Origin of the sequence: Pseudomonas sp. AU11447 (genome assembly GCF_001672555.2) — a bacterium.
Taxonomy (GTDB): domain Bacteria; phylum Pseudomonadota; class Gammaproteobacteria; order Pseudomonadales; family Pseudomonadaceae; genus Pseudomonas; species Pseudomonas nitroreducens.
In genome coordinates, this window is the sequence record NZ_LZDG02000034.1 from 37,458 (window position 1) to 58,529 (window position 21,072).

Sequence of the window (21,072 nt, forward strand, 5' to 3'; positions counted from 1 at the left end):
GCCTCGGTGCCATTGGCTCCGTGGTTGCTCGCGCGCAGGTCCTGGCCGCTGCTGCCGGTTATTTCTTCTATGGGTATTGGTTTAGCCAAAGGCGCGCCTGATACCCCACAGGCGCCCTAGCAAGCAGGGTCGCCAACCAGACAGTTTCCCAAAACCCCGGTCGGCAACCCGACCGGGGTTTTTGTTTTTCCGGCCCACAAGGCCCAACGCATTGAAACGAGCGAAAACGCTCAGACAGAGGATCGAGACATGACCGCCTACACCACCGACTACCGCTATTACCGCAACTCCGACTGGCGATTTAGCAGCGCGCTGCGTGCCACCCAACGAGCCTTGCCACGAACACTTAGATAGAGCGCCGAGCGCGGAACGACCACCGCGCCGGCCAAGGATGCCAGTCAGATGAACGCTTCCACCTCCACCCTGATCCGCCAAGCACACGCAGCCACCGCCGAAGTCCTCGACCTGCCGCTGCCCTCCGCTCGCCGCCGCGAACAACCGCTGCCGAGCCCTGCCGAACTGCGCCAGCACCTGCCGCTGTCCGCCGCCATGGCCCACCGTGTCCGCGAAGGCCGCGACGCGATCCGCGCCGTACTCGATGGCCGCGACCCTCGCCTGCTGGTAGTGATCGGCCCGTGCTCGCTGCACGACCCTGTCTCCGCCCTCGAATACGCCGACCGCCTCGCCGAACTCGCCCCGCAGGTGAGCGACCAGTTGCTGCTGGTAATGCGCGCCTACGTCGAGAAACCGCGCACCACCATCGGCTGGAAAGGCCTGGTCTACGACCCGCAGCTGGACGGCAGCGGCGACATGGCCGGCGGCCTGGAACTGTCGCGCCGGCTGATGCTGGGCATGCTCGAACGCGGCCTGCCGGTCGCCACCGAACTGCTGCAACCGCTGGTGGCCGGCTACTTCGACGACCTGCTGGGCTGGGCCGCCATTGGTGCGCGCACCAGCGAATCGCAGGTGCACCGCGAGATGGTCAGTGGTCTCGATCTGCCGGTGGGCTTCAAGAACGGCACCGATGGCAGCATCGGCATCGCCACTGACGCCATGCGCTCGGCCGCGCACCCGCACCAGCACTTCGGCATCGATGCGCAGGGCCGCCCGTCGCTGGTGCAGACCCAGGGCAACCCGGACACCCATCTGGTGCTGCGCGGCGGCCACGCCGGGCCGAACTTCGATGTGGCCAGCGTGCAGCAGATTCGCCAGGGATTGGAGAAGCTCGGCCTCGATCCGAGCATCATGGTCGATTGCAGCCACGCCAACAGCGGCAAGGACCCGCTGCGCCAGCCGGCGGTGCTGGACAGCGTGCTTGACCAGCGCCTGGCCGGCGACGGCTCGCTGCGTGGTGTGATGCTGGAGAGTCACCTGTTCGACGGCTGCCAGCCGCTGTCCGGCGAGCTGCGCTACGGCGTGTCGATCACTGATGGTTGCCTCGGCTGGAGCGGTACCGAGGCGTTGTTGCTGAACGCGGCCGAGCGCCTGCGTCGCAGCTGAGGATTTCCTGTAGGAGCGAGCTTGCTCGCGAACGAGTTTCCCGGCCGCTTCGAAGCTGGGCGGGTTCGCGAGCAAGCTCGCTCCTACAGGTCAATGCGCCACTCCGCACTTGTGTAGGAGGGGACTTCGTCCGCGATGGTATCCGGCGCGCGGCAATCCTATCGCGGACGGAGTCCGCCCCCACGCCAGCTGGGAATCCCTCACTGCTCCTCGCTATCCACCAGCAGGTTCTCCAGCACCTCTCGGTATTCCCCCGGCTCTTCCCACAACCCGCGCTGCTGCGCCTCTACCAGGCGCTCGGCGATGTCGCGCAGGGCTTCGGGGTTGTGCTGGCGGATGAACTCGCGGGTGTCGTCGTCCAGCAGGTAGGCGTCGGCCAGCAGGCGGTACTGGTGGTCGTCGACCAGTTCGCTGGTGGCGTCGAAGGCGAACAGGTAGTCCACCGTCGCGGCCAGTTCGAAGGCGCCCTTGTAGCCGTGGCGCTTCATCCCGGCGATCCATTTCGGGTTCACCGCACGGGAACGCACCACGCGGCCGAGTTCTTCCTTGAGGGTACGGATGCGCGGGTTGTCCGGCTGGCTGTGGTCGCCGTGGTAGCTGGAAAGTGATTGCCCCTGGATGACCTCGGCGGCGGCCAGCATGCCGCCCTGGAACTGGTAGTAGTCGTTGGAATCGAGGATGTCGTGCTCGCGGTTGTCCTGGTTGTGCAGCACCGCCTGCAGGCCGGACAGGCGCTGGGCGAAGCGTTCGCGCGCCGGGGTGCCGTCATCGCCGGCACCGTAGGCGTAGCCGCCCCAGTTCAGGTAGGCCTCGGCGAGGTCGGCGCGGCTGTCCCACTGGCGCGACTCGATCACGCCCTGCACGCCGGCACCGTACGCGCCGGGTTGCGCACCGAAGATGCGCCAGCCGGCCTGGCGGCGGGCTTCGTCGCTTTCCAGGCCCTCGCTGAGCAGGCGTGCCTGATCGGCACGCACACGGGCGGCCAGCGGGTTCAGGTCGTCCGGCTCGTCCAGCGCGGCGACCGCCTGCACGGCGGCGTCGAACAGGCGGATCAGGTTGGCGAAGGCATCGCGGAAGAAGCCGGATACCCGTAGCGTCACGTCCACCCGTGGGCGGTCGAGCAGGCTGATCGGCAGGATCTCGAAATCCTCCACGCGCTGGCTGCCGGCCTGCCACACCGGGCGCACACCGAGCAGCGCGAGCGCCTGGGCGATATCGTCGCCGCCGGTGCGCATGGTCGCGGTGCCCCACACCGACAGGCCGAGCTGGCGCAGGTGGTCGCCGTGGTCCTGAAGGTGGCGTTCGAGCAGGCGGCTGGCGGATTGGAAGCCGAGGCGGAAGGCGGTGGGCGTGGGCAGGTTGCGCACGTCCACGGTGAAGAAGTTGCGCCCGGTGGGCAGCACGTCGACCCGCCCACGGCTGGGCGCGCCGCTGGGGCCGGGCGGGACGAAGCGGCCGGCGAGGCCGGCGAGCAGGTGGCCGATCTCACTGGCGCCGCAGGCGTCGAGGGCCGGCGCGATCTGCTGGTGCAGTTGCGCGAGGACCGCCGCGCTGGCGTCTCCGGGCGCGCTGGCCGAGCCATCGATCAGGCGCAGGGCGAACAGCTCCAGGCGCTCGCGGGTGTCGCCATTGCTGCGCCAGGGTTCGTCGCTGACGGCGGTCAGCACATCAGGGCGCGGACCTGCCCACGGCTCGGCGAAGGCTTCGTCCAGCGGATCGCGGCCGAGCTTCAGGTCTTCGCTCAGCGCCCGCAGCAGGCTGGCGTTGCCGCCGCGTCCGTCGCCGCGTGGAATGCGCACCAGCGACAGCAGTGTGTCACGGCGCAGTTCGCCCACCGGCGATTCGCCGAACACATGCAGGCCATCGCGAATCTGTGATTCCTTGAGGTCGCAGAGGTAGGCGTCCAACTGCGGCAACCAGCTTTCCGGGTCGTCGCTCAGCTGCAAGCCCAGCTCGCGATCCAGCGAGGTGTCGCGCACCAGCGTGAGGATGTCGCCGCGCAGTTCGTTGGCGCGGCGCGGGTCGAGCAGGGAGGCGTCGTAGTACTCGTCGGCCAGGCGTTCGAGGTCGCGCAGCGGGCCGTAGTTTTCCGCACGGGTCAGCGGCGGCATCAGGTGGTCGATGATCACCGCCTGGGCGCGGCGCTTGGCCTGGGCACCTTCGCCGGGGTCGTTGACGATGAACGGGTAGAGGTTCGGCAGCGGGCCGAGGATCGCGTCCGGCCAGCACTCCTCGGAGAGCCCGACGCCCTTGCCCGGCAGCCATTCCAGATTGCCGTGCTTGCCGACGTGGACCAATGCGTCGGCGCCGAACACCTCGCGCAGCCAGAAGTAGAAGGCGAGGTAGCCGTGGGGCGGCACCAGCGACGGATCGTGGTAGATCGCCGCCGCGTCCAACTGGTAGCCGCGCGCCGGCTGGATGCCAACGAAGCCGAGGCCGAAGCGCAGGCCGGCGACCATCATCCGGCCGCTGCGGAACATCGGGTCCTGCTGCGGCTCACCCCAGCGTTCGCGCACGGCTTGCTGGTTGACCTCGGGCAGTCGGGCGAAGCAGGCGAGGTAGTCGTCCAGCGCCAGGCTCTGCGCGCAGGGCCGCAGGTCGAGGCTGTCGAGATCGTTGCTGACGCCGCCGAGCAGGCTGTGGATCAGCGCGGTGCCGGACTCGGGCAGGCCGGCGACGGGATAGCCCTGGGCCTCCAGCGCCCGGAGGATATTCAGCGCGGCGGCTGGCGTATCGAGGCCCACGCCATTGCCGATGCGGCCGTCGCGGGTCGGGTAGTTCGCCAGGATCAGCGCCACGCGCTTGTCGACATTGGCCTTGCGCGCCAGCAGCATCCAGCGCCGCGCCAGTTCAGCGATGAAATCCATGCCCGGCCGGTGCGGCAGGTAGCAGACCACGTCGCTCTGGCTGCGCTCGCTGCGCCAGGCCAGGCCCTTGAAGCTGATCGGCCGGGTGATGAGGCGGCCGTCCAGCTCCGGCAGCGCGATGTGCATGGCCAGGTCACGGGGGCCGAGGCCCTGCGGATTGGCGCGCCAGAGGTCGAGGTTGTCCAGTGAGCAGATGGCTTGCAGCACCGGCACGTCGCGTCGGAACGGCCGGTCCTGCGGCGATTCCGGGTTCGATTGGGCGAAGCCCGTGGTGTTGATGATCAGTTCGGCGTCGGCGCTATCGAGCAGGTTTTCCACCGTTTCCAGGCACGCAGCTTCCTTGAGGCTGGCGACGGCGATGGGCAGCGGATTGATGCCCTGGGCCTGCAGGCGTTCGCAGAAGGTATCGATGAAGCCGGTATTCGCCGCCTGCAGGTGCGTGCGATAGAACAGCAAGGCGGCCACCGGGCACTCCGGGTGCCAGTCGGCCTGCCAGCGGGCGAGGTCGCAACTGCCGGTCTGCGGGTGATACAGCGCGACGCGCGGCAGCGTCTGCGGTTCGCTCCACGGGTAGTCGCGTTGCAGATGGCGCGTGGCGAGACAGGCGAAGAACTGCCGGGCATTGTCCAGGCCGCCCTGGCGCAGGTACTGCCACAGGCGCTCGGCGTCCAGCGCGGGCACATTGCACAGCGCGGTCAGTTCGGGGTCGGGCTTGTCGTCGCCGGGTACGGCGATCAGCGTGATGCCGCGCTCGGCCAGCGCCGCCAGTTGCTCCATGCCGTAGCGCCAATAGCCGACGCCGCCATGCACGGAGATCAGGATGACCTTGGCGTGCTGCAGTACCTCGTCGACGTAGAGGTCCACCGAGGCGTGGTTCTGCAGTTGCATGGGGTTGGCCAGGCGCAGGCTCGGGTAGTCCTCCGGCAGCTCGCGGGCGGCCTCGGCGAGCAGCGCCAGGTGCGAATCGCCGCTGCAGAGAATCACCAGGTCGGCAGGCGTCTGGGCCAGGTCGGCGATGCCGTCGTCGGGGACGAAGCCGCCGGGTTGGGTGCGCAGCAGGTGCATGGGCTTGCTCGATGGTGGCTCTTCGTAGGAGCGAGCTTGCTCGCGAACATTGCCCCGCTGCGGGGTTGGTTCGCGAGCAAGGACTAGGCGTCCCCCTCGCTCCTACAAAAAACAGTGTTACGCCAGGGCGGTACGCAGCTCGTTGGCGATGGTGGCCTGGTCCAGCTCCTGGCCGATCACCACCAGGCGCGTGCTACGGGTTTCATCGCTGCGCCAGGCACGGTCGAAGTGCTTGTCGAAGCGCTTGCCGACGCCCTGCACCAGCAGGCGCATGGGCTTGCCGGGAATGGCGACGAAGCCCTTGATGCGCAGCACGGCATGGCGCTCGACCAGCGCGTTCAATGCGTCGAGCAGGGCGCGTTCCTCCACTTCCGGCAGGTCGACGTGGAAGGAGTCGAACTCGTCGTGGTCATGGTCCTCGTGCCCCTCGTGATCGTGATGTGTGGGGCGGTTGTCGATGTGCAGCTCGGCCTCGGCATTCAGCCCGAGCAGCACGGAGAGCGGCAGCTGGCCGGAGTTGGCTTCGACGATCTTCACCGCTGGCGGCAGCTCCTCGGCGACTTCGGCGCGGACGCGGGCGAGCGCGTCGGCGTCGAGCAGGTCGGCCTTGTTCAGCACCACCAGGTCGGCGCTGGCGAGCTGGTCTTCGAAGAGTTCGTGCAGCGGCGATTCGTGGTCCAGGTTCGGGTCCTGTTTGCGCTGCTCGTCCACCTGTTCGGGATGGGCGGCAAAGGTGCCGGCGGCCACGGCCGGGCTGTCGACCACGGTGATCACCGCGTCAACGGTGCAGGCGTTGCGGATTTCCGGCCACTGGAAGGCTTGCACCAGCGGCTTGGGCAGGGCCAGGCCCGAGGTCTCGATGAGGATCTGGTCGAGGTCGCCACGGCGCGCCACCAGCTCGCGCATCACCGGGAAGAATTCTTCCTGCACGGTGCAGCACAGGCAGCCGTTGGCCAGCTCGAAGACGCGGCCGACCGCTTCTTCTTCGCTGCAACCGATGGAGCACTGCTTGAGGATTTCGCCGTCGATGCCCAGCTCGCCGAATTCGTTGACGATCACCGCGATGCGGCGACCTTCGGCGTTATCCAGCATGTGGCGGAGCAGGGTGGTCTTCCCGGCGCCAAGGAAGCCGGTGACGATGGTGACGGGGAGTTTGGCCAGGGTCTTCATGCGCGCCTCGTGAGCAGGATGCGGTGCGAGAGGGCGGATGAAGGGCGCGCGCGCGGGTTCGCCGCGCAACGAAGGTCGCCACCGGATCACCCCGCCCGGTTGTCGTGATGCTGCTCGAGGCAGGTCTCCTGGCTCACAGCCCTCTTGAGTTCTCTCGCCTTCCCGCCGTGGCCGGCAGTGGCTCGTGAAAGAACAGGCTGTTCACAGTTGCGGGGGCAGCCGTGGCGCATCCGAAGATTTCCACGTTCCCTCTTAGCTCCGGCCAGCGCCGGAGAACCTCGAAGGGAGGAAGGCTACGCAGCGACGGCGGGGCGGTCAATCGCCGGGGATCGGTTGACGCTTGCAGGGCTTCGTGGTCAGCTAGCGCGGTTTCAGGTGTCTCGCGCCACGCGCGCGAGGTGAAACGGGAAGCCGGTGCGTCCGCAAGGACCAGTCCGGCGCTGCCCCCGCAACGGTAAGCGATCGTAGGGTCATCAGTAGCCACTGTGCTCCGGCATGGGAAGGTTGACCCGCTTGGCCACTGGCCGACATCGCAAGCCCGGAGACCGGCCTGGAATTCTTCGTTTTTGGCAAACCCGCGGTGGGCGGGCGCAGGCCGTGGCGCGGCCGTTCCGGCGCGTTCGAATGCGTTCAACCTCTGCGTTCTCTTACTTTGATTTCCAGAGGGAACGTTCATGTCCAGCAGCACCCTGACGCACGCGTCGAGCACTTCCATCCCCCTTTCCAAGCGCATCAGCCTGGCCGTTGGCGCCAGCCTGCTCGGTGCGCTGCTGGTGTATTTCGCCGGCTTTTCGCACATCGATGCGGTGCACAACGCCGCCCACGATACTCGTCACAGTGCGGGCTTCCCCTGCCACTGACGCTGTTCTGAGTCCAATCGGCTGCGCGTCGGCCAGGCTGCGTTGGAGAATCGTCGTGGACTGCTCATTGACTACAGTCAACTCCGCGTCCCCGGCCCTCCGCCTTGCCTGGCTCTAGCTCGCTCGATTTGAGAGTTCGGAGAAGGAAAAGGAAAGAGCAAATGATCAAACGTATCGCCCAGACCGCCGGTTTCGCCGGTCTGATCGCGGCGCTGGTGTTGACTGTGGTCCAGTTGCTGTGGGTATCCCCGCTGATCCTCAAGGCGGAAACCTACGAGAAAGCCGAACCGGCTGCCGCGCTGGTCGAAGAAAACCACGAGCACGCCCATGAACACGCTGCTGGTGCAGTGGCCGCCCACGAGCACGACGCGGAAGCCTGGGAGCCGGAAGACGGCTGGCAGCGCATCCTCTCCACCACTGGCGGCAACCTGGTGGTCGCGGTGGGCTTCGCCCTGATGCTGGCTGGCCTGTTCACCCTGCGTGCGCCGGGCAAGACCTCCGAAGGCCTGCTCTGGGGCCTGGCCGGTTTCGACGTGTTCACCCTGGCGCCGTCCCTTGGCCTGCCGCCGGAGGTGCCCGGCACCGCCGCCGCCGACCTGACCCTGCGCCAGACCTGGTGGATCGGCACCGCCGCTGCCACCGCTGGCGGCCTTGCGCTGCTGGTGTTCGGCCGCAATTGGGCGCTGCGTGGCATCGGTATCGCCCTGCTGGTGGTGCCGCATGTGATCGGCGCGCCGCAGCCGGAAGTACATTCCAGCCTCGCGCCGGAAAGCATCGCCCACGAGTTCATCGTCGCCTCGCTGATCACCAACGCGGTGTTCTGGGCGGCCCTGGGCCTTGTCGCCGCCTGGTTGTTCCGTCGCTTCGCACCGTCGGTCTGACCCAGGCGTTATGCTCGACCCCGCAGCCGGCCCGGCCGTCTGCGGGGTTTTGTTTTTGGGAGATTGCTGATGACGCTGGTTGCCGGCCTCGGTTGCCGCCGCGGCTGCACGCTCGATGAACTGCGCGCCTTGCTGGTGCAGACGCTGGCCGAGGCCGGTCTCGATGAGTCGAACCTCACTGCGCTGGCCAGCGCCACGCTGAAGGCCGACGAGGAGGGACTGACGGTACTGTCTGCCGCCCTCGACCTGCCGCTGGCGCTGTTCACGCCGCAACAACTGGCCGCGTGCGAACCGCGCCTGGACCGCACATCCGAAACGGTCCGCACGGCCATCGGCGCTGCCAGCGTGGCCGAAGCCGCGGCACTGCTGCAGGCCGAAGCCCAGGCCGGTGCGCCGGCGCGATTGCTGGTGGGCAAACGCCGCAGCGATCAGGCCACCTGCGCGCTGGCCTTCATCCCCGTCGAATCCGAACAGGAGCAGCCATGACGGTCCATTTCATCGGCGCCGGCCCCGGCGACCCGGAACTCATCACGGTCAAGGGCCAGCGGCTGATCCGTTCCTGCCCGGTGATCCTCTACGCCGGCTCGCTGGTACCGCCAGCGGTGCTGGAAGGACACAGCGCCGAGCGCGTGGTGAACACCGCCGAGCTGAACCTGGACGAGATCGTTGCACTGCTGGCGCAGGCCCACAGCGAAGGCAAGGACGTTGCCCGCGTGCACTCCGGCGACCCTTCACTGTACGGCGCCATCGGCGAGCAGATTCGCCACCTGCGTGAACTGGGCATTCCCTACGAGATCGTTCCCGGCGTCACGGCCACCTCTGCCTGTGCGGCGATACTCGGCTGCGAGCTGACCCTGCCGGATATCTCGCAGACGCTGATCCTCACTCGTTACGCCAGCAAGACACGCATGCCCGAAGGCGAATCCCTTGCCGAACTGGCGCAGCACCGCGCGACCCTGGCGATTCACCTCGGCGTGGGGCAGTTGCCGAACATCGTCGCCGAACTGCTGCCGCACTACGGCGCCGATTGCCCCATCGCGGTGATCCACCGGGCGAGCTGGCCGGACCAGGATCAGGTCACCGGTACGCTGGGCGATATTCTGGCAAAGGCCGCGGCAAAGGATTTCAAGCGCACGGCGCTGATCCTGGTGGGCAAGGTGCTGGGGGCGGAAGGCTTCGCCGACTCATCGCTGTACAGCGCGGGGCATGCGCACCTGTATCGCCCGTAGTCGTTCTTCGTAGGAGCGAGCTTGCTCGCGAACTGTCTGACGCTGGCGTCATCGGCGAGGTCCGTTCGTGAGCAGGAACCAGTTGCTCCCGCGTTCCTACAGGGGATCGTCCAGCGGCTCCAGTTCACTGAACTGCTCATCGATCATCGCCTTCAGCTGCTCCGCTGCCAGCGGCTTGTGCAGCAGCGGCCAGCCATGGGCCGAAGCCTGGGCGAGCAGCTGCGGGTCGGTGTCGCCGGTGACCAGCACGGCGGCGATCCAGTCGTCTTCGTAGTGCCCGTGCAGGCGGGCGATGGCGTCGATGCCGGTCTGGTGGTCGCGCAGGCGATAGTCGCTGATGATCAGGTCCGGCTTCTGCGCGGAAGCGGTCGGGTCGGCCAGCAGGTCGGCGACGTCGGCGACGATGACATGCCGGTATTCCCAGCTCTGGAACAGCAGGCGCAGGCCTTCGCGGTTTTCCGCATCGTCCTCGATCACGTAGATCAGCTTGTCGCTGCCCACCACTGTGCGCGGCGGCAGGATTTCCGCTTTGCGCGGCTGCACGGCGGTGGCGCGGGGCAGGCTGATCATGAAGGCGCTGCCGTGGCCTTCGCGCGAGAGCAGCGCCAGCGGATGGTCGAGCAACCTGGCGGTGCGCTGGACGATGGCCAGCCCCAGGCCAAGGCCTTTGCTGCGGTCGCGCTCGGGGTTGTTGAGCTGGTGGAATTCCCAGAACACCTTCTGTTGCTCGCGCTCGGGAATTCCCGGGCCGCTGTCCCAGACTTCCACGCGCACCTGGCGGCCACGGCGTCGCCAGCCGATCAGCACGCCGCCGTGGTCGGTGTAGCGGATGGCGTTTTCCACCAGGTTGCGCAGGATGCGTTCGAACAGCGCCGGGTCCGACTTCACGAACGGTGCGCCGGGGCGTACGCGCAGGTTCAGGCCTTTGTCTGCGGCCTGCACGCTGCATTCCTGCTGGATACGTTCGAGCAGTTCGGCGAGGGAGAAGGCCTGCAGGCTGGGCTGGACGATGCCGGCGTCCAGTCGTGAGATGTTCAGCAGCGCGTCGAACAGCGAGCCCTGCGCGGCGAGCGCGCGGGAAATGTGGTCGACGAGGTTCTCGCTGGCCTCGTTCAGCGGCTGTTTCTTCAGTGCGCCCAGGTACAGGCCCAGCGCGTAGGTCGGCTGGCGCAGGTCGTGGCTGGCGCTGGCGAGGAAGCGGGTCTTGGCCTGGTCGCTGCGTTCGGCGGCCTCTTTCTCGATGCTGAGCTTGCGCAGCAGCTCGCTGTTCTCGAAGCGCAGCAGCAGCGAGTCCACCAGGGTGGCGTGGAAGCGGTAGGCGAAGGCAAAGATGGTGACGGCGTAGACCAGCGCTGCCGCGCCGAGCGTCTTGCTCAGGGCGTCCGGCAGCAGCACCAGCAGGGCGGCGAATGGCAGGGTGAAGGCCGGTACGATGAACAGGTAGAACAGCGGCAGGACGATGCTGTAGGCATTCATCACGCCGGTGCCCAGGCCCAGCAGGACGACCACCACGTACATCTGCATCGAGGGTGGCAGCACGGTCATCCAGTACGCGGCGGGCAGGCCCCAGAGCAGGCCCGAGAGGCCGGTGGTGATCATCACCTGGATCAGCCAGCGGCGCCGGGGGCTGGCGCCGCTGTCGCGTAGTTGGTCGTAGCGCCGTAGCAGCCACAGGCGTGCGCCGCCGAGCAGGGTCTGTGCGGCGAACCAGGCCAGCAGCGACTCCAGCGGCAGCGCGCCGTTGAGCACCCAGGTGGTGAGGCCGGCGACCAGGTAGGCGGCAATGATGGAGAAGGGCGAGTTGCGCCGCAATACGTCGAACTGTTCGGCGCGGACCCGTTCGGCATAGGGGGAATGGCTGAGGTCGCGCTGCCAGAGATTCATTGGGCCGTCCGTGGAGGGTCAGTGGGCGTTGCCTGTATAGCAACAGCCGCCCGCCACGCCCAGTGTTTTCAAGCCGGCCGCTGATCCCTGCGCATCTGCGGGCGCAGGCCCGGTCCGATCCGGCATTGCTCTTCGCAGGAGCGGTTCAGGCGAGCCATTGTTCCGAGCGCGGCTCCAAGGCGCGCCGCAGGTACCAACGCACCCACAGGTGCACGCCGAGCGCGGCGCCCACCGTGAGCAAGATCATCAGGCCTTCCGCGTCCATGGCAGCGTCCCTTGTCCGGTTTTCCCGCCTGACAGGGTATTCCTGCGACAACTTGCCGCACAGATACAGATCGTTTCCGAATGTGCGGATCAGTCCTGCAGTTCGAGCCTTCAGCCCTGCAGCGAGTGGATGATCCGGCCGAGGGTTTCCATCGCCTGTTCGCTGGTGGCAGTCCACGGATGCCCGTAGTTCAGGCGCAGGCAGTGGCCGAAGCGCCGCGTCGCCGAGAAGATCGGCCCGGGTGCGAGGCTGATGCCCTGGGCGTGGGCGAGTTGGAATAGCTTGAGCGCGTCGATCTGCTCGGGCAGTTCCAGCCAGAGGAAGTAGCCGCCGCTGGGGCGCGTGACGCGGGTGGCGGCGGGGAAGTGCCGGGCCACGGCGGCGAGCATCGCGTGCTGCTGGCTTTCCAGCGCGTGGCGGAGCTTGCGCAGGTGGCGGTCGTAGCCGCCGTGTTGCAGGTAGTCGGCGATGGCCGCCTGGGCCGGCACCGACGCCGACAGGCTGGTCATCAGCTTGAGCCGCTCGATCTGTTCGGCATAGCGCCCGCCAGCGACCCAGCCCACGCGGTAGCCCGGCGCCAGGCTCTTGGAGAACGAGCTGCAATGCATGAACAGGCCCTCAGTGTCGAAGGCCTTCACCGGCTTGGGTGCCTGGGCGGCGAAGTACAGCTCGGCGTAGACGTCGTCTTCGATCAGCGGCACCTGGTGCTGGGTCAGCAGGGCAGCGAGGGCGCGTTTCTTCTCCTCGCTCATGCTGGCGCCCAGCGGGTTCTGGAAGTTGCTCATGAACCAGCAGGCCTTGATCGGCAGACGCGCCAGGCTGTCGGCGAGTACGTCGAGGTCGATGCCTTCGCGCGGGTGCACGGGGATCTCAACCGCTTTCAGTTTCAGCCGTTCCAGCACTTGCAGGCTGGCATAGAAGGCCGGGGCTTCGATGGCCACGAGGTCGCCGGGTTGGGTCACCACCTGCAGGCACAGGTTGAGCGCTTCCAGCGCGCCGTTGGTGACCACCAGCTCCTCCACCGGCAGCGGCATGCCGCCGACCATGTAGCGCAGGGCGATCTGCCGGCGCAGGGCGTGGCTGCCGGGGGCGAGGTCAGCCACCACCGAACGCGGGTCCATGTCGCGCACAGCATGTGCCATGGAGCGCGCCAGGCGCGGCAGGGGGAACAACTCCGGCGCCGGGAAGGCCGAGCCGAACGGCACGGTGTCCGGGTCCTTGATCGAGCTGAGCACCGAGAACACCAGTTCGCTGACGTCCACCTCGGTGGTCTGCGCGTCGTGGCGGGCGATTTCCGGCTCGGCCAGCGCGCGCTGCACGTGCTCGCGGACGAAGTAGCCGGAGCGCGCGCGGGCAACGATCAACCCTCGGTCCTCCAGCAGGTAATACGCCTGGAACACCGTCGAAGCGCTGACCCCGTAGGTGCGGCTGGCGTGCCGCACCGAGGGGACTTTCTGGCCGGGGGCGAGTACGCCGCTGCGGATCAGGCCGGCGATCTCGTCGGCGAATTTCTCGTAGCGCTTCATCTTGTCCTGTGGGGCGCCCTGGGCGGTGGTGGAATCCGCCCACTCTAGGCGCTGCGCCGAGGTCACGCCAAGCTCCCGTGCCATGCTCAGCGCCTCGGCGAGACGAAGGTGCTGGCGGCGTCGATGGCTTCGTTGCCGTCGCTGACCCTGAAGTGCAGTGGCAGCGAACCACCGGCACTGCTCTGCGCTTCGCTGGCGACCGAGACGGCGAAGTCGCGGATCTCGCCCGGCTGCAGCATGAGCTCCGGCACGCCCTGCAGGCGGTAGCCGGTGCCATCGGCGAGGCTCAGGTGGTAGTGCTGCGGCTGCTGGGTCTTGTTGATCAGCTTGAGGTTGTAGATGTTCTCGATCTCGCCGGCGGCGTTCTCGCGGAACAGCCCACGGTCGCGGGCGACGTCGAGGTTGATCAGCGGTCGCGCTTCCAGCGCCCAGACGAAGGCGCCGATCATCACCAGCAGCACCGCCGCATAGCCGATCAGGCGCGGACGCAGCAGGTGGGTCTTGCCGCCTTCGAGCGCACGCTCGGAGGTGTAGCGCACCAGGCCGCGGTCATAGCCCATCTTGTCCATCACCGAGTCGCAGGCGTCGATGCAGGCGGCGCAGCCGATGCAGGCGATCTGCAGGCCGTCGCGGATGTCGATGCCGGTGGGGCAGACCTGTACGCACTGGTGGCAGTCGATGCAGTCACCCAGGCCGAGGGCCTTGGGATCGGCGTCCTTCTTGCGTGCGCCACGGGACTCGCCGCGCGCTGCGTCGTAGGAAATGATCAGGGTGTCCTTGTCGAACATCACGCTCTGGAAGCGCGAGTACGGGCACATGTGGATGCACACCTGTTCGCGCAGCCAGCCGGCGTTGGCGTAGGTGGCGGCGGCGAAGAAGGCGACCCAGAAGGTGCTTTCCAGGTCGAGCCTGAAGGTGAGCAGGTCCGCCACCAGCGGCCGCACCGGCGTGAAGTAGCCAATGAAGGTGACTGCCGTGGCCAGGCTGATCAGCAGCCAGAGGCCGTGCTTGGCACTTTTGCGCAGGACTTTCTCGGCGCTGGCGGGGCCCTTGTCCAGTTTCATGCGCTGGTTGCGGTCGCCTTCGGTGACCTGCTCGGCCCACATGAAGATCCACGTCCATACGCTCTGCGGACAGGTGTAGCCACACCAGACACGCCCGGCGAACACCGTGATGAAGAACAGGCCGAAGGCGGCGATGATCAGGATTGCCGAGAGCAGGATGAAATCCTGCGGCCAGAAGGTTGCGCCGAAGATGTAGAACTTGCGCTCGGGCAGGTCCCAGAGCACCGCCTGGCGGCCGTTCCACTGCAGCCAGAGGGTACCGAAGAACAGCAGGAACAGCAGCGCGCCGCCGAGGCGGCGAAGGTCGCGGAAACGTCCGGCGAAGCGCTTGGTGTAGACCGTCGGGGTGACCGCCGACAGCGGTTTCGGCGGCGGGGTGAAACGTTGCGGTGCGTCGATTTCGATGACCTTCGCGGGGATTCTTTCGCTCATTATCGTGGCCCATCAGGCAGAAGAGGCGCCGCGACTGTACGAACCGGTCTGCACCCGAAACAGATTCAGGTTCGCCAGAAAAAACCATATCAGATGGTGAAATGCGCTCCGCGCCGCGTCGTTGCAGGGTTGGCGCCACGTGCCATAAGGGGGCTGATCGGGCCTGTTGCGGCAACCGGTCGCAGGCCCGCCGGGGCAGGCGTCTCGCGCATCTGATCCGGTTTTTCCCGTGTTATCTGCCGCTGTTTTGCACAACAGCCGCCGGCCATAGTTCGGTCAACCGCAATGTGGCGCGCCCGACGACAGAAGCAGGCTGCCACGCAACGATCCGAAGGTGGCCTGGCGATGTACCGATATGACGATTACGACCGCGCCCTGGTGCGTGAACGGGTGGCGCAGTTCCGCGACCAGGTGCAGCGGCGCCTGAGCGATGAGCTGAGCGAAGAGGAATTCCTGCCGCTGCGCCTGCAGAACGGCCTGTACCTGCAGAAGCACGCCTACATGCTGCGGGTGGCGATTCCCTACGGCACCTTGTCCAGCGAGCAGATGCGCACCCTGGCGTGGATTGCCCGCGAGCACGACCGCGGCTACGGCCACTTCACCACGCGGCAGAACATCCAGTTCAACTGGGTGGAACTGGAGCGCGTGCCGGACATCCTCGAGCGCCTCGCCGATGTCGAGATGCACGCCATCCAGACCTCCGGCAACTGCGTGCGCAATATCACCACCGAGGCCTTCGCCGGGGTCGCCGCCGACGAGTTCCTCGACCCGCGCCCGCTGGCGGAAATCCTGCGCCAGTGGTCCACGGTGAACCCCGAATTCCTCTTCCTGCCGCGCAAGTTCAAGATCGCCCTCTGCGCCGCCGAGGAAGATCGTGCGGCGGTGATGATGCATGACATCGGCCTCTACCTGCGCCGCGCCGAGGACGGCGAACTGCGCCTCAAGGTGCTGGTGGGCGGCGGGCTGGGGCGCACACCGATGCTGGGCCAGGTGATCCGCGACGACCTGCCTTGGCAGCATTTGCTGTCCTACGTCGAGGCCATCCTGCGCGTGTACAACCGCTACGGCCGGCGCGACAACAAGTACAAGGCGCGGATCAAGATCCTGGTGAAGGCGCTGGGTATCGAGGCGTTTTCCCGCGAGGTGGAAGAAGAGTGGCAGCACCTGCGCGATGGCGAGGCGCAGCTCACCCTTGATGAATATGAGCGTGTGGCTGCCGCCTTCGAAGCGCCGGTCTACGCGGCCGCTGACGATCTCGCCTACGGCACGGCATTGGCTGCCGATGTCGCGTTCGCCCGCTGGGTTTCGCGCAATGTGCGCCCGCACCGCGTGTCGGGTTATGCCAGCGTGGTGTTGTCCACCAAGCCGGGCGCCGAGGCGCCGCCAGGCGATGCCACTGCTGAACAGATGGAGCGCGTGGCCGATTGGGCCGAGCGCTTCGGCTTCGGCGAGATCCGCGTCGCCCACGAACAGAACCTGGTCCTGCCGGACGTGCGCAAGGCCGATCTCCACGCGCTCTGGCTGGAAGCCTGCGCGTCGGGCCTGGGCACGCCGAACCAGGGGCTGCTGACCGACATCATCGCCTGCCCCGGTGGTGACTTCTGCGCGTTGGCCAACGCCAAGTCGATCCCCATCGCCCAGGGCATCCAGCAGCGCTTCGAAAACCTGGATTACCTGCATGACCTGGGCGACCTCAGCCTGAATATCTCCGGCTGCATGAACGCCTGCGGCCACCACCACATCGGCAACATCGGCATCCTTGGCGTCGATAAGAACGGCAGCGAGTGGTACCAGATCACCCTGGGCGGCGCGCAAGGTGTGAAGAGTGCGCTGGGTAAGGTGATCGGCCCTTCGTTCAGCGCCGCCGAGGTACCGGACGTGATCGAGGCGCTGGTGCAGACCTATGTCGAGCAGCGCGGCGCCGGCGAGCGTTTCGTCGAGACGGTCGAGCGCATCGGCTTGGAGCCTTTCAAAGCGCGGGTCTACCGCCAGGCGGAGGTGCCTGCATGAAGAATCTGATTCGCCTGTCTGATGGCGTGGCCGAGCTGGCGCCGAATGATCCCTGGACCTTGCTGCGTGAAGTGCCAGAGGAGTTGCCCAATGGCAACCTGATCCTGCCGCTCAAGGCCTGGCTGGAGCGGTGCACCGGTAGGAGCGAGCTTGCTCGCGAACAGGAGCTCCAGTCGGCGCCGGAGCTGGGTGGTTCGCGAGCAAGCTCGCTCCTACAAGGGCATGGCGTATTGCTCGGGCCGGATGACGATCCGCAACAGCTTGCGCAATGGCTGGATGAGATCCCACTGATCGCCATCGATTTCCCCAGCTTCCGCGACGGCCGCGGCTACAGCCTGGCCTATCTGTTGCGCAGCCGGCTGGGCTGGCGCGGCGAGTTGCGCGCGGTGGGCGACGTGTTGCGCGACCAACTGGCACACCTGCGCCAGTGCGGTTTCGACGCCTTTGCCGTGCGCGAGGACAAGTCCGTGGAGGACGCCCTGAAGGGGCTCGCAGGGCTCAGTGTGCTCTATGGGCGCTCGGCCATCGAGCCGCGTCCGCTGTTCCGCCGACGCTCCTAGGGCGTAACTATCGCGCACGGCCAAGGCTGCAGCGGGTCGGCCAAGCTTGACGCTGTGCCGGGGGGCAGGAAAAATGCGGGCATCATCCACGGTGCCCCGTGCGCCGCTGGTAACCCACGTATTCGAGTGACCCCCAGAATATGCGCATGCGCCTGATGCTGTTGGGTGGCGGTAATGCCCTTGGACAGGCGCTTATCCGCCTGGGCGCCGAGGAAGACATCGGCTTCCTCGCCCCCCGACCGCCCGACCAGGGATGGGACGCCGCCAGCCTCACCGTGTTGCTGGACGAGACCCGTCCGGACGCGGTGATCAACCTCGCCTACTACTTCGACTGGTTCCAGGCCGAGGCTGTCGAGGCTGCCCGCCTGGCCAGCCAGGAGCGTGCGGTGGAGCGTCTGGCCGAGCTCTGCCAGCACCACGAAATCCTGCTGATCCAGCCCTCCAGCTACCGCATATTCGATGGCGCCCGCGCCACTGCCTATAGCGAGAAGGATGAGCCGCTGCCGCTCGGCCCGCGTGGCCAGGCGCTATGGCGCATGGAACAGTGGGTGCGGGCGACCTGCCCGCGCCACGTGCTGCTGCGTTTCGGCTGGTTGCTGGATGACAGCGCCAACGGCGTGCTCGGCCGCTTCCTCGAACGGGCGGAAAAGGAGCAGGTACTGTTCCTCGCCGACGATCGGCGCGGCAACCCGACCCCGGTGGACGATGCCGCCCGGGTGATCCTCTCGGTACTCAAGCAACTCGATTGCCAGGCGCCGCTCTGGGGCACCTACCATTACGGCGGCCTGGAAGCGACCACCACCCTGTCCCTGGGCCAGGTGGTGCTCGGCGAAGCGCGCGCCTTCCGCGCCCTGGCCGTTCAGGAACCGAGCCCGCAGGCCCACGCCGCGCGCCCGGATGCCGGCGACGAACCGCAACACGCGGTGCTCGCCTGCAAGAAGATCCTCCATACCTTCGGTATCAAGCCGCGCGCCTGGCGCGCCGGCCTGCCCGCCCTGCTGGACCGTTACTACCGCCATGTCTGATCGTCTCATTCCCTCCGCGCAGCCCATCCTCATCACCGGCGGCGCGGGGTTCATCGGCTCCCACCTGGCGGATGCAATGCTGGCGCAAGGGTTTGCCGTGCGCGTGCTGGACGACCTGTCCACCGGCAAGCGCGAGAACCTCGATCCGCGCGTCGAGCTGATCGTCGCCGATGTCGCCGATGAAGCAGCGCTGCGCGCTGCGGTGAGCGGTTGCCAGGGTGTCGTGCACCTGGCGGCGATCGCTTCGGTGCAGGCCTCGGTGGAAGACCCGGTGGGTACCCACCGCGCCAACTTCATCGGCACCCTGAACCTCTGCGAGGCCATGCGCCAGGAAGGCATCCACCGAGTGCTGTTCGCTTCCAGCGCGGCGGTCTATGGGCAGAACGGCGAAGGCAGCGCCATCGACGAAGACGTGGTGAAGGCGCCCCTGACGCCCTACGCCTCGGACAAGCTGGCCAGCGAGTACTACCTGGACTTCTATCGCCGCGAGCACGCGCTGGAGCCGGCGATCTTCCGCTTCTTCAACGTCTACGGTCCGCGCCAGGACCCGTCTTCGCCGTATTCCGGGGTGATCAGCATCTTTGCCCAGCGCGCCGAGCAAGGCTTGCCGATCACCGTGTTCGGCGACGGCGAGCAGACCCGCGACTTCATCTACGTCGGTGACCTGGTGAAGCTGCTGATGACCGCGCTGCTGGCGGACGAGGTGGCCGAGTCGGCGATCAACGTCGGCCTGGACCAGTCCACCAGCCTGAACCAGCTGCTGGCCGAGATCGGCAAGCTCACTGGCGGCCTGCCGCCGATCACCTACCAGCCGGCGCGCCACGGCGATATCCGCCACTCCCGCGCCGACAATCGCCGCCTGCTGCAGCGCTACAGCCTGGACGAGCCGACGCCGCTGGCCGACGGCCTGGCCCAGCTGATTACCACCAGGGTTTGTTGACCGCCAGGAAGAACACGCCTGCCAGCGAACTCAGGGCGAGGATGCTGAAGGCCGCCTTGGGTGCCCGCGAGGTACTGCGCATGGCGAAGGCTGCGAGCACGATATAGAGCACCAGCAGGCCGATCTTCACCTGCAGCCAGACCGGCAGGGGCCAGGGCATTGCCAGGTGCACCAGGCCCAGGGCGCTGAGCAGCAGCAGGGTGTCGATCAGGTGAGGCAAGCCGCGTTGCCAGCCCGAAGGCTGCCTGCCCCACCAGCTCAGCCCCAGGCGCAGCAGGAAAAGGGCGGTGCTGATGATGGCCAGGCTGACGTGCAGTGCTTTGAGTTCGAGATACATACCGGTTCCCTGAAAATGAAAAAGGCGCCCTTGGGCGCCTTTTCACGTTTGCTCCGTTAGAAACGGTAGCCGAAACCGACCATGTAAACCCAGGGGTCGACGTCGACATTGACCTTGGTCTTCTGCACGCCCAGGGCGGACGGGCCGTCGACGCTGGCCTTGGTATCGATGTCCATGTACCAGACCGCGGCGTTGACGAAGGCGTGCTCGTTGAGCATGTAGTCCATGCCCAGTTCGGCGGCCAGGCCCCAGGAGTCCTGCAGCTTCAGGTTGCTGAAGCCCTGGTCCTTGCGGTTGCTGGCCAGGTCTTCGTCGAAGAAGGTGGTGTAGTTGATGCCCAGGCCGCCGTAAGGCTGGAAGGCGGAGTTGGTACCACCCATGGGGTAGTACTGCAGCAGCACGGTCGGCGGCAGCTGCTTGATGTCGGCCAGTTTGCCGTCCAGGCCGGTCAGGCCGGTGGCGCGGTTCAGGCCCTTCACGTCAACCTGGTGCTTGAACGGAGTGGCGGCAACCAGCTCGATACCGATCTTGTCGGTGAGCAGGTAGGCGAAAGTCAGGCCCAGCTGGGTGTCGCTGTCGACAGTGGCCTTGGTGCCGCTGACCTTGCCGCCGTCGAGCTTGATGTTGGAACTGCTGTCGTCCGGTGCGACGGTGGCGAAACCACCGCGAACGAGGAAGTCGCCAGCCTGGTGGCCGCGAATGTCGGCGGCCTGGGCTGCGATCGGTGCTGCGACGGCGAGTGAGAGAAGCGAGGCGGTGAGCCAGGACTTACGCATGATGAGCTCCAATATCTCTTTGGTATAAGTGTTGGTGCTCAGAATAGTAGAGAGCGCTAAAAGCGCTCTTTTGATTTGGCTCAATAAAGACCCCAAGCTTCCCATGGCAAAGGCGTGCGGCAAGATGCCGCACGGTCGTCACTGCCCGGTGTATTCGTAGGGTTCGATGCTGCTGGCCTGCATCTGGTAGCCGGCCTCGGCGAGGTCGCTCTCCACCGCTTTCACGCTCAGCGTGCCGATGATCCAGAACGGCTGGTAAAGCTCGTCGACTTTTACACCCTTGCCGCCTCGAACATAGACGATCTGGTTGGACGGCGGCGGTGGCACGTGGATGCACGCGCCGTAGTAGGGCACCAGCAGGAAGTCGCGGACGGTCTGGCCGTCTTCCTCGACTTCCAGCGGCACGATGTAGCCGGGCATCTTCACCTGCTGGCCATCCAGCGCCTTGACCACCGGGGCGTCGGGTGTCTGTTGCTTCACCGCCGGGCCGCTCTCGGCGTTGAGCACGTCGGAGAGCTTGGACATGTCATGCAGCGGCACGGGCGGTGGAGGCGGCGGCGCGCCCTCGGGGATCAGCTCGGGCCAGGTCAGCTCGCGCGGCGCCGCCCAGACGGCGGCGCTGGTGAGCATCAGCAGCAGGAACAGCAGACGGCGCATGGGACTTCTCTGTACGGGGTGGCT

The 21,072-nt window shown here is 66.9% G+C and carries 17 protein-coding genes and 2 riboswitches; of the genes, 9 read left to right on the top strand and 8 right to left on the bottom strand.

The annotated features are described in order from the left end of the window. Positions 1–402: 402 nt before the first annotated feature. Positions 403–1,500, top strand: a complete 1,098-nt coding sequence (locus A6723_RS10350; RefSeq protein WP_054906721.1) for a 3-deoxy-7-phosphoheptulonate synthase — start codon at positions 403–405, stop codon at positions 1,498–1,500. A gap of 200 nt (positions 1,501–1,700) precedes the next feature. Here the strand turns inward: A6723_RS10350 and cobN are convergent, their stop codons facing one another. Together cobN and cobW are read right to left on the bottom strand one after the other, a co-directional pair. Further along, complete coding sequence (gene cobN, locus A6723_RS10355; protein ID WP_054906722.1) at positions 1,701–5,432, bottom strand: cobaltochelatase subunit CobN; 3,732 nt, start codon at positions 5,430–5,432, stop codon at positions 1,701–1,703. A gap of 117 nt (positions 5,433–5,549) precedes the next feature. Beyond that, the gene (gene cobW, locus A6723_RS10360; protein ID WP_054906723.1) at positions 5,550–6,602 is read right to left on the bottom strand and encodes a cobalamin biosynthesis protein CobW; all 1,053 of its coding nucleotides are present in this window, start codon (positions 6,600–6,602) and stop codon (positions 5,550–5,552) included. Positions 6,603–6,702: 100 nt separating this feature from the next. Further along, a riboswitch (cobalamin riboswitch) is annotated at positions 6,703–6,898 on the bottom strand. 60 nt (positions 6,899–6,958) lie between these two features. After that, a riboswitch (cobalamin riboswitch) is annotated at positions 6,959–7,171 on the top strand. Positions 7,172–7,276: 105 nt separating this feature from the next. Between cobW and A6723_RS10365 the strand changes: the two genes are divergently transcribed. From A6723_RS10365 to cobM, 4 genes are all read left to right on the top strand, one after another. Next, positions 7,277–7,462, top strand: a complete 186-nt coding sequence (locus A6723_RS10365) for a CbtB-domain containing protein (RefSeq protein ID WP_024764032.1) — start codon at positions 7,277–7,279, stop codon at positions 7,460–7,462. Between the two features lie 161 nt (positions 7,463–7,623). Next, entirely contained in the window at positions 7,624–8,343 is a 720-nt protein-coding gene (locus tag A6723_RS10370; RefSeq protein WP_054906724.1) for a CbtA family protein, read from the top strand. A gap of 69 nt (positions 8,344–8,412) precedes the next feature. Beyond that, positions 8,413–8,829: a cobalamin biosynthesis protein gene (locus tag A6723_RS10375; RefSeq protein ID WP_054906725.1), complete on the top strand. Its 417-nt coding sequence runs from the start codon at positions 8,413–8,415 to the stop codon at positions 8,827–8,829. Further along, entirely contained in the window at positions 8,826–9,572 is a 747-nt protein-coding gene (gene cobM, locus A6723_RS10380) for a precorrin-4 C(11)-methyltransferase (protein WP_054906726.1), read from the top strand. The genes A6723_RS10375 and cobM overlap by 4 nt, the downstream gene beginning before the upstream one ends. Before the next feature lie 96 nt (positions 9,573–9,668). On the opposite strand, the gene A6723_RS10385 is transcribed toward cobM, so the two are convergent. The 3 genes from A6723_RS10385 to ccoG all read right to left on the bottom strand — a co-directional run bounded on the left by A6723_RS10385 (position 9,669) and on the right by ccoG (position 14,743). Continuing rightward, a complete protein-coding gene (locus A6723_RS10385) occupies positions 9,669–11,456 on the bottom strand; it encodes a hybrid sensor histidine kinase/response regulator (RefSeq protein ID WP_054906727.1) in 1,788 nt (595 codons plus the stop codon). Positions 11,457–11,831: 375 nt separating this feature from the next. Next, positions 11,832–13,247, bottom strand: coding sequence for a GntR family transcriptional regulator MpaR (mapR, locus tag A6723_RS10390; RefSeq protein ID WP_054906761.1), 1,416 nt, complete (start codon positions 13,245–13,247; stop codon positions 11,832–11,834). Between the two features lie 86 nt (positions 13,248–13,333). Further along, positions 13,334–14,743, bottom strand: coding sequence for a cytochrome c oxidase accessory protein CcoG (gene ccoG, locus A6723_RS10395; RefSeq protein ID WP_054906728.1), 1,410 nt, complete (start codon positions 14,741–14,743; stop codon positions 13,334–13,336). 345 nt (positions 14,744–15,088) lie between these two features. Here ccoG and A6723_RS10400 point away from each other — a divergent pair, with 345 nt between their 5' ends. The 4 genes from A6723_RS10400 to A6723_RS10415 all read left to right on the top strand — a co-directional run bounded on the left by A6723_RS10400 (position 15,089) and on the right by A6723_RS10415 (position 19,278). Further along, a complete protein-coding gene (locus tag A6723_RS10400; protein ID WP_054906729.1) occupies positions 15,089–16,753 on the top strand; it encodes a nitrite/sulfite reductase in 1,665 nt (554 codons plus the stop codon). Continuing rightward, entirely contained in the window at positions 16,750–17,313 is a 564-nt protein-coding gene (locus tag A6723_RS10405) for a DUF934 domain-containing protein (RefSeq protein ID WP_054906730.1), read from the top strand. Before A6723_RS10400 ends, A6723_RS10405 begins: the two co-directional genes overlap by 4 nt. A gap of 140 nt (positions 17,314–17,453) precedes the next feature. Beyond that, positions 17,454–18,338, top strand: coding sequence for a sugar nucleotide-binding protein (locus A6723_RS10410; protein ID WP_024764024.1), 885 nt, complete (start codon positions 17,454–17,456; stop codon positions 18,336–18,338). Beyond that, complete coding sequence (locus A6723_RS10415) at positions 18,331–19,278, top strand: NAD-dependent epimerase/dehydratase family protein (RefSeq protein ID WP_054906731.1); 948 nt, start codon at positions 18,331–18,333, stop codon at positions 19,276–19,278. The genes A6723_RS10410 and A6723_RS10415 overlap by 8 nt, the downstream gene beginning before the upstream one ends. Here the strand turns inward: A6723_RS10415 and A6723_RS10420 are convergent. From A6723_RS10420 to A6723_RS10430, 3 genes are all read right to left on the bottom strand, one after another. After that, positions 19,259–19,615, bottom strand: a complete 357-nt coding sequence (locus A6723_RS10420; protein WP_054906732.1) for a SirB2 family protein — start codon at positions 19,613–19,615, stop codon at positions 19,259–19,261. The two genes, A6723_RS10415 and A6723_RS10420, sit on opposite strands and share 20 nt — an antisense overlap. 56 nt (positions 19,616–19,671) lie before the next feature. Continuing rightward, positions 19,672–20,391 (bottom strand): OmpW family protein, encoded by a 720-nt coding sequence (locus A6723_RS10425; protein ID WP_054906733.1) that lies wholly within the window; start codon positions 20,389–20,391, stop codon positions 19,672–19,674. Between the two features lie 138 nt (positions 20,392–20,529). Continuing rightward, positions 20,530–21,048: a DUF3299 domain-containing protein gene (locus A6723_RS10430; RefSeq protein WP_024764020.1), complete on the bottom strand. Its 519-nt coding sequence runs from the start codon at positions 21,046–21,048 to the stop codon at positions 20,530–20,532. Positions 21,049–21,072 lie beyond the last annotated feature (24 nt).